Origin of the sequence: Vibrio ichthyoenteri ATCC 700023 (assembly GCF_000222605.1) — a bacterium.
Taxonomy (GTDB): Bacteria; Pseudomonadota; Gammaproteobacteria; order Enterobacterales; family Vibrionaceae; genus Vibrio; species Vibrio ichthyoenteri.
The window spans coordinates 1-8938 of sequence record NZ_AFWF01000150.1; the positions used below are offsets into that span (position 1 = coordinate 1).

The window sequence follows — 8938 nt, forward strand, 5'->3', positions numbered from 1 at the left end:
ATGTGTGGTATACCAATCAATACTATCATGGCCTCATTCGCAGACTCGCCCAAGCCACCCCAGAAAGCCCAACTCTAAAAATGAGTTATCATTATCTAGGCTATCAGAATGGGGAGCGTGTCTATATCTCACCGAAAAGCTTTGCTTTTAGCCGTTATGTCATCGAACACGCTGATAGCGAAAAATGGCGTAATTTTCTATACCCACTGCCCAGCCATGAAGACCTAAAGAAAGCCTTCGATACGCTTTATGACTGATCAATTCGACCTAGCTAAGTCATAGCGAGCTAAATCATACCGAGCTAAATCATACCGAGCTAAGCCACACTAAAAAATTGAGTGGCTTGGCTTGTTATCGTATCTAGGGCTCAAAGTAATATATAGGTAAGCGATTACTTACGCCCCATAATGCGCAGAATACGTAGGAACAAGTTGATGATGTCCATGTAAAGCGCCGCAGCACTATCGACGGCGTTATCTAAGGTTTTCGGGATTTGGTTTGCGCGGCCCCAGTCATAACCGATGTAACCACAAAAAATCACCGCAACAGCCCAATCAATCCACGCTTGATGAATCCCCAATACAAAAATTTGGAATAACTCAACCACAATCACAGCGAGCAACGCGATGGTTAAGGCTCCGGCAATCTTGGCAAAGAAGTTCGGGAATAGCGTCCCCAATATCATCATTATTCCAGTCACAAGCCCGGTCACTTGAATCGCAGAGAGCACCAATGCTGGGTCGTATTGGGAGACCACCATATTAATAATCAAACCAAAAGGCACCACCACGAAGTTATAACCAAGAAAGCTGACTAATGGATTCGATGACGACCTAAATAGATAAATACCGAAAAAGCAGCTGGCAAAATAACCGATGAAAAAGACCCAAGGGTTGATCGAAGCAATCACCTCAACAGGGATGGCCGACACCATGATCCAGTTGATCCAAAAGCCCCAGCACAACACAGCACCAATCGCCAAATTGTACAAGCGAGCACTAATTTCTGGCTCACCAGTAAAGCCTCGTTCAAATACGTTATCTTCCATAATTTCCTCACTTCCTTACTCTTGATTTATATCGTCACGACGCTTTTTTGACAAACTTCGCTGTCACCATCATTTCACCAGCGCCATCTACTTTGCAATCCAGTTGATGATCTTTACCTTCAACAATGCGTTTAATAACCGCTTTGGTGCCAATTTTAAGCACCAGCGAGCTACCTTTCACTTTGAGGTCTTTCGCGAGTGTTACTTTGTCGCCTTCTGCCAACAAGGTGCCATTAACATCTTTGATATTAAAACCTTCTTCGACTTCGTCAGGGTTCCATTCATATGCACATTCCGGGCACACAAGATTGTTTTGATCTTGATAAACAAACTCAGACTGACAATTTGGACAAGCAGGAAAAGACATAATAGACCTTAAATAAATAAACTTATTGCACATGGTAATGGCTATACCCTGTCTTAGCGAGAGGGATTGTGTGCATCGATCATTTCAATCGTATTTTGCGAGATCTCAATTGCAAAACGTCGCTAAATTTTAGTTCTCTTATCCCATCACTATCAATACAATCGACGCGGTAAAATTCATTGCAAATCATAGGGAAATCACATGGCGTATCGAGTGCTGGATGTCAGCCAATGGGCGCGTGCCGAACACTTCAAGTTCTATCAAGGCTTCAGTCACCCTTGGTATAACATCTGCTCGAATATCGATGTCTCTGCGCTTTACCGTTATTGTAAGCAGCACAATCACCGCTTTTTCCATGCTTATCTTTATCTCACCCAGCAAGCGCTGAATAAATGCGAGCCAATGGCTTATCGCCTAGTGGATGAAGAAGTGCGTATTTACTCTCCTATATGCGTCAGTGTTGCACTGCTGGCAGACGATAATACAGTGCGTTTTTGCGATTTAGACTATCAAGCAGATTTTGCTGACTTTACGCTTCGCGCGGCGGAAGCTGAAACTCGGATTAAAAACACGCCGTTTATCTTAGAGCAATTTATTGGGCAAGAGATGAAGCAAAACACCATTCACCTCACCGTATTGCCATGGATAGATTTCACTAGCATGAGCCACGCCAGAGACGTCAACTTTCCTGATAGTGTGCCGAAGATGGCTTTTGGTAAATTGGTGCAGCAAGGCGATCAATGGCGTATGCCAATGTCAATTGAAGTACATCATGGCTTAATGGATGGGTTACACGTAGGCCAATTTATCCAGACGCTGCAGCAACTGTTTGATTCACCATCGCAGCTCGACGCACTTTAAACCCAACTGGCTTGCAGTTTGGACGAGCATACAACTCGTCCAAATGTTTCGTTCATCAGCTCATCGCAATTTATTCCATCTTAACGAAAAGAAACCGCCACTACGTGAGAAATTTCTGACACTCAACTGCGCAAATAAACATCACCGACGAGTTAACTATTTTCCCTTCACCCCATAGAATAGCGCGCCTCAGTTACCGGATTGATTCTATGAAGAAATATTGTTTACTCCCTTTGCTCGCTTGTTCTTTGCCGTCTATGGCATCACCTTATATTGGCTTAGAAATAGGCCGAGCAACACCGCACCACGACATCACAGTGACTGATCTCGCTGCCGAGCAAAAACTCAGCCCTGATTCAACCGATGGCTTCGCTGCTCTGTTAGCAGGTTATAACTTTGATAATAATTTCGCAGTTGAAATAGGCTATCAAAAAAATAATCACTACAACGAGTCTGATAGTAACAACCTGTGGGATGTTTCAATAACCGCCAAACAGTTCTCTTTAATGCCTGTCTACGCTTTATCGCTCACTAACAGCCTCGATTGGAGCTTAAAGATGAAAGCAGGGGCGACCTATACGCAATATCAGCTTTCTGCCACCAAATCAGGTGCAGATCCCCTCCATGCTTCTAAGCAGAGTAATGAGCTAGGCATGATTGGCGTGGTTGGCATTGAATATCACCTAACCGACAATGTATCGATGAGTGCTAACTTTAAGTACCAAACCGACAGCTTCTCAAGCATGAGCATGATGACATTAGGTGGTCAGTACGACTTCTAATCCTCACTGATTCTAATCATCACAGAGCAATATCATAAAATAGTCTCAATGAATAATAGAGCAGCCTTAATTTCTTAGGGGCTCTATTGTTTTTTGAGTACTGGCGATCCCATTTGCACTTTCACACCCGTAAAATCTTACCCTATGCTATCTCCTAGGTTAAATCACTCTGCATTTTAAATTCGATATGATTACTATAGCGCCCCGACTCTAACAGCCGCGATTTTTTGAAAAGAGACTCCGCGGTAAAATATAAATATAACAAATGGAGTAGTATCATGTTCATTTCGCGAATCGCTCAAGCAGATGATTTTGAGTTTCTATTTGAACTTAAAAAAGCAGCGGAATATCTGCCGATAAAAGCGGTGTTCGGCTGGGACGAAACAATCCAAAGAGAGATTCATCAGCAAGAATGGGAAGAAGTAAAACCAACCATTATTGAAGTCAATAATCAACGCGTCGGCAGCTACTTAGTACAGCGTCATGATGATCATATCTACTTTGGCCGCTTCTTTTTACTTCCAGAAATGCAAGGTCAAGGGATCGGCAGCGTGATTCTTAAAAACGTCATTGAAGAAGCAAAGCAACTAGGACTACCGACTAAACTTGTGTATTTACAAGGAAATCGTGTAGGGGAGCTGTACGCAAGAATGGGCTTTGAAATCACCTCTCAAGATCTGCAATTTGTCCACATGACAAAAGCAAATTGATTTTATTGAGATAAAAAAGGGTCGACTAAGTCGACCCTTTCTCATTTCGTTTTATCAGCGAATATTACGCTTCGCTTGTCTCTGGTGTTAGCTTACGCTTACGACGTTCTTCACGCTCACGAGGGCTGAAGAAACGCTCCACAACAACAAAGAACAGTGGTACGAAGAAGATGCCTAGGAAGGTTGAACCCACCATGCCACCAAGTACACCAGTACCAATCGCGTTTTGCGCACCAGAACCTACACCCGAGCTGATGGCTAGCGGTACAACACCTAAACCAAATGCCAATGAAGTCATCAGGATTGGACGTAGACGTACGCGCACAGCGTGCAGGGTAGCTTCTCGTAGGCTTGCACCTTTCTCGTAGTACTCTTTAGCAAATTCCACGATTAGGATCGCGTTCTTGGTTGCTAGACCAACGGTTGTCAATAGACCTACTTGGAAGAATACGTCGTTTGGCAAACCGCGCAGGTTCATCGCAACAATCGCACCAACAACGCCTAGAGGCACAACCAGAATAACGGCAATCGGTACAGACCAACTTTCATACAATGCTGCCAATACTAGGAATACAACAAGGATTGAGAGTGCGTATAGTGCCGGTGCTTGGTTACCAGATAGACGCTCTTCATAAGAAAGACCGTTCCATTCAATACCATAGCCCGCAGGCAGTTTGGTCAACATGTTTTCGATGTCAGCCATTGCCGCACCAGTACTGTAACCTTGCACTGGCGCACCTTGAATGTTCACCGCTGGCATGCCATTGAAACGCTCTAGACGTGGTGGACCGTATTCCCAGGTACCAGTTGCAAATGCCGAGAATGGCACCATTTCACCTTTGCTGTTACGTACGAACCATTTATCAAGGTCGTCAGGTTGCATACGGTATTGATCTTCACCTTGCAACATTACTTTCTTAATACGGCCACGGTCGATAAAGTCATTCACATATGAACCACCCCATGCCGATGCTAGAACTGAGTTCACTTCTGAAATATTCAGATTCAGTGCACGCAATTTAGTGTGATCGATATGCAGCTGGTAAATCGGCGCTTCTTCTTGGCCGTTTGGACGAACACCAACAAGATTTGGATCTTGTCCTGCCATACCAAGTAGTTGGTTACGTGCCGCAATCAATGCGTCGTGACCATTGCCACTACGGTCTTGTAGATAGAAGTCAAAACCACCCGCTGTACCAAGCTCCATAACTGCAGGTGGAACGAAGGCAAATACCATCGCTTCTTTGATCTGCATGAAGGCGCCCATTGCACGGTTAGCCACTGATTGTACGTCAGTACCCTCAGCAGTACGCTCGTCCCATGGTTTTAGGTTGATAAATGCCATACCCATGTTCTGACCCATACCCGCGAAACTAAAGCCCGCTACGGTAAAGACAGATTCAACTGATTCTGCTTCATCCGTGTTTAGGTATGTTTCCATCTTATCCAGCACTTTTAGGGTGCTTTCTTGAGATGCGTTCGCCGGTAGGATTGCTTGCGCAAACATAACGCCTTGGTCTTCATCCGGTAGGAATGCCGTTGGCATACGTAGGAATAGGAAACCAGTACCAATCGTGATCGCAATGAAAATCATAAACATACGGCCAGTACGTTTGATAATGCTTGCAACACCGGATTCGTAACGGTTAGTCCAGCGATCAAACCAGCGGTTGAATGCGCCGAAGAAACCTTTATCCGTGTAAGCGTGACCTTTTTCTACCTGCTTAAGCATGGTCGCACAAAGCGCTGGTGTTAGAACCATTGCCACCAATACCGATAGCGCCATCGCTGATACGATAGTAATCGAGAACTGGCGGTAGATAACACCGGTAGAGCCTGACATGAAGGCCATTGGTACGAATACCGCAGATAACGTTAGACCGATACCAATCAGTGCACCAGTGATCTGATCCATCGATTTACGGGTTGCTTCTAAAGGCGTACAGCCTTCTTCAGACATAATACGTTCAACGTTCTCTACCACAACGATCGCATCATCCACCAGCAAGCCGATGGCGAGAACCATTGCAAACATCGTCAACATGTTGACCGAGAAGCCAGCAGCAGCCAAGACACCAAAGGTACCCAATAGTACCACCGGTACCGCAATCATCGGGATCAAGGTAGCGCGGAAGTTCTGTAGGAACAGGTACATGATAACGAACACCAACACGATAGCTTCAAGTAGCGTCATAACAACGCCTTCAATCGAGCTACTTACGAATGGTGTGGTATCAAAAGGAACGACCATTTCTAGGCCCGGAGGGAAGAACTCTTTCAACTCTTCCATACGATCCATAACGGCATCTTTAGTATCTAGCGCGTTGGCACCACTTGCTAACTGAATAGCCAGACCAGAGGCGACTTTACCATTGTAAAGACCCGTGATCATGTAGCTTTCTGCGCCTTTCTCAACTTTCGCCACATCGCTCAGCAATACTTGTGCACCAGTTGAATCAGACTTCAGGACAATGTCGCTGAACTCTTCTGGGGTTTGCAAAAGTGATTGAGATGAGATAGTTGCGTTAAGTTGTTGCCCTTTCACTGATGGTGCAGCACCCAGTTGACCTGCTGATACCTGAGCATTTTGCTCACGAATCGCACCAATAACATCATTGGTGGTCAGGTTGTACTGGTTCATTTTCAGTGGATCGAGCCAAATACGCATTGCGTACTGAGCACCAAACACCTGAATATCACCCACACCCGCTACGCGGCTGATTGGATCTTGAATGTTTGATGCGACATAGTCGCCAATATCGGCTTTATCCATGCTGCCATCTTCAGAAACGAAGGCAACAACCATCAAGAAACCGCTACCCGCTTTGTTTACGCTAATACCTTGTGCTTGAACGACTTGAGGTAGCAAAGGCATCGCCAATTGCAGCTTGTTCTGAACTTGAACTTGCGCAATGTCGATATCCGCTTCCGCGTTAAACGTCAGAGTAATTGTTGCGTTACCAAAGCTATCACTTTGTGCTGAAATATAGCGTAGGTGATCAAGACCAGTCATACGCTGTTCGATAACCTGAGTTACCGAATCTTCTACTGTTTTAGCAGAAGCACCAGGGTAGTTTGCACTCACTACAACAGTAGGTGGCGCAATGGTTGGATACTGCGATACTGGCAGCGTGCTGATAGACAGCAAGCCAGCCAACATGATGATAATCGCAATAACCCATGCAAAGATCGGTCGATCTATGAAATAACGAGCCATTTAGAATTCCTGTTAGCTTGCTTGAGCATCGCTCATAACTGAAGGAGCTACCGCAGCGCCTGGACGAATTTTTTGCAATCCTTCCACTACGATTTTGTCACCTTCTTTCAGGCCAGAAGTAATCAACCATTGGTGATCAATCGCTTCTGCTGTCGTTACGATACGTGCTTCGACTTTGTTCTCTACATCCACAACCATCGCTACCGCTTCACCACGAGGGTTACGAGAGATCGCTTTTTGTGGAACTAAAATCGCTGTTGGATCAGTACCCACAGTTACGATAGTACGAACAAACATACCTGGAAGTAGCATGCTATCTGGGTTAGGGAATTCCGCACGCAATGTTACCGCGCCCGTAGATTCATTAACCGTCACTTCCGCAAACTTCATTGAGCCTTTGTGCTGGTATACGCGACCGTCTTCAAGAATCAATTGTACTTCTGCCGTTTCAGGCTGATGAAGTTGACCGCTGGCAATACGTTGCTTAAGACGTAGCATTTGTGTGCTTGATTGCGCGATATCGATATTGATCGGATCAAGCTGCGAAATTTTCGCTAGTGCTTGGCCTTGGTTCGCCGTTAAAAGAGCACCCGCTGTTACGCTTGATTTACCAATTTGGCCTGAAATCGGAGCCGCCACTTTCGTGTATGCTAGGTTGATTTCTGCGTTATTAATCGCCGCTTTAGCAACGGCAACGCTAGCCTGTGCTTCTAGATAAGCCGCTTGAGCTTGGTCAAAATCTTGTTGGCTGATCGCTTTGGTTTTTAGAAGTTCTTTAAAACGTTTTGCCGTCGCACCTGTTGATGCTAATGCCGCTTCCGCGCGTTTTAATTCAGCTTTGGTACTGATCAAAGCCGCTTTGTAAGTCGCATCATCAATTTGATACAACGACTGACCTTGTTCAACGTAACTACCTTCAGTAAAGCTACGTTCAAGTACAATACCATTTACCTGTGGACGAACTTCAGCTTCCATATAGGCACGGCTTCGACCTGGCAATTCCATGGTAATCGCTTGAGGTTGGCTTTTTAGTTCGATGATGCTGACTGGAACAGCTTGAGCGCCTTCTTGTGGTGCTGCTTGTGATGACATATCACAGCCAGAAATCCACAGGGCAGCAGCAATCGCCGAAGCAATCCTAAGTTTGTTGTTCATTTAATCTCCAATATAAACACATTACAACTCGAGCGAAAATGAGTGCGCCGTTGTAAATCATTGCCAGGAAAAACCCAAGACCAATTATTTAATACAGCATACTTTAAAGAATTAGAATAAACGCCAGAGTGCAATTTTCTTCTTTACTATCCAAGTGGTAAGTAAGTGCGGTAAATATGCCACAATTTGGAAAATCAATGTAGATAAAAATACGCCAAAGAAGCATAAAGTAACCAAAACATTCACATCGTCAAAAATTTAACCAATAAATCTAATGATTATGATTAAATATTTTTGTTAATGCATTTTCCTCTTGCTTAAACAAAATAACTGTGCACAAAGACTACAACTTTAAATCTTATATAAAAAACACCAGGAACTTACTTATGTTATTGATTTTAAATGCAAATCAAAAAACAACATTCTTGGCGAGACTATTAGTTAACGTAATTTTGATAATTACTAATTCATTGCAATTATTCTATTGACGAAACTTTTTTTGTTGAACATCTAAAATTAATTGCACAATAAGATGGACATAGACTCCATCTTGTGAACAAAGACACACGGTAAAACATTCCGTTTTTAGTCAAAAATGGCATAACAATGCATGGTCCAAAGATGGTTAGAATTAAAGCAAACTATCGGCATAACTCAGAGTATTTAAACCAAACATTTACGTTAATTTACTTAACGAATAAAACTAGCTCGATAGTTAAAGTTAAGAACTAACCATCTTGACGTTCTTATCGCAACGGAACGAAGTAATAACAAGAGAAGAGAAGAGAAGAGAAGAGA

The 8938-nt window shown here is 43.9% G+C and carries 7 protein-coding genes and 1 pseudogene; 4 read left to right on the plus strand and 4 right to left on the minus strand.

The features are described 5' to 3' along the window. Nucleotides 1-257: pseudogene (locus RH85_RS11050) on the plus strand (hypothetical protein); the annotation flags it as partial. A gap of 134 nt (nucleotides 258-391) precedes the next feature. Here the strand turns inward: RH85_RS11050 and RH85_RS11055 are convergent. Both RH85_RS11055 and RH85_RS11060 read right to left on the minus strand, forming a co-directional pair. Next, nucleotides 392-1051: a Bax inhibitor-1 family protein gene (locus tag RH85_RS11055; protein ID WP_174269577.1), complete on the minus strand. Its 660-nt coding sequence runs from the start codon at nucleotides 1049-1051 to the stop codon at nucleotides 392-394. Between the two features lie 31 nt (nucleotides 1052-1082). Then, on the minus strand, nucleotides 1083-1415 hold the full coding sequence (locus RH85_RS11060; RefSeq protein WP_006712323.1) for a zinc ribbon domain-containing protein YjdM: 333 nt from the start codon (nucleotides 1413-1415) through the stop codon (nucleotides 1083-1085). A 201-nt stretch (nucleotides 1416-1616) separates the two neighbouring features. Between RH85_RS11060 and RH85_RS11065 the strand changes: the two genes are divergently transcribed. From RH85_RS11065 to RH85_RS11075, 3 genes are all read left to right on the plus strand, one after another. Further along, nucleotides 1617-2276, plus strand: coding sequence for a CatA-like O-acetyltransferase (locus RH85_RS11065; RefSeq protein WP_006712324.1), 660 nt, complete (start codon nucleotides 1617-1619; stop codon nucleotides 2274-2276). A 209-nt stretch (nucleotides 2277-2485) separates the two neighbouring features. After that, a complete protein-coding gene (locus RH85_RS11070) occupies nucleotides 2486-3058 on the plus strand; it encodes an AcfA family outer membrane beta-barrel protein (RefSeq protein WP_006712325.1) in 573 nt (190 codons plus the stop codon). Between the two features lie 278 nt (nucleotides 3059-3336). Beyond that, entirely contained in the window at nucleotides 3337-3768 is a 432-nt protein-coding gene (locus RH85_RS11075) for a GNAT family N-acetyltransferase (RefSeq protein WP_006712326.1), read from the plus strand. A 64-nt stretch (nucleotides 3769-3832) separates the two neighbouring features. On the opposite strand, the gene RH85_RS11080 is transcribed toward RH85_RS11075, so the two are convergent. Then, nucleotides 3833-6985 (minus strand): efflux RND transporter permease subunit, encoded by a 3153-nt coding sequence (locus RH85_RS11080; protein WP_006712327.1) that lies wholly within the window; start codon nucleotides 6983-6985, stop codon nucleotides 3833-3835. Nucleotides 6986-6997: 12 nt separating this feature from the next. After that, entirely contained in the window at nucleotides 6998-8140 is a 1143-nt protein-coding gene (locus RH85_RS11085) for an efflux RND transporter periplasmic adaptor subunit (RefSeq protein WP_006712328.1), read from the minus strand. Nucleotides 8141-8938 lie beyond the last annotated feature (798 nt).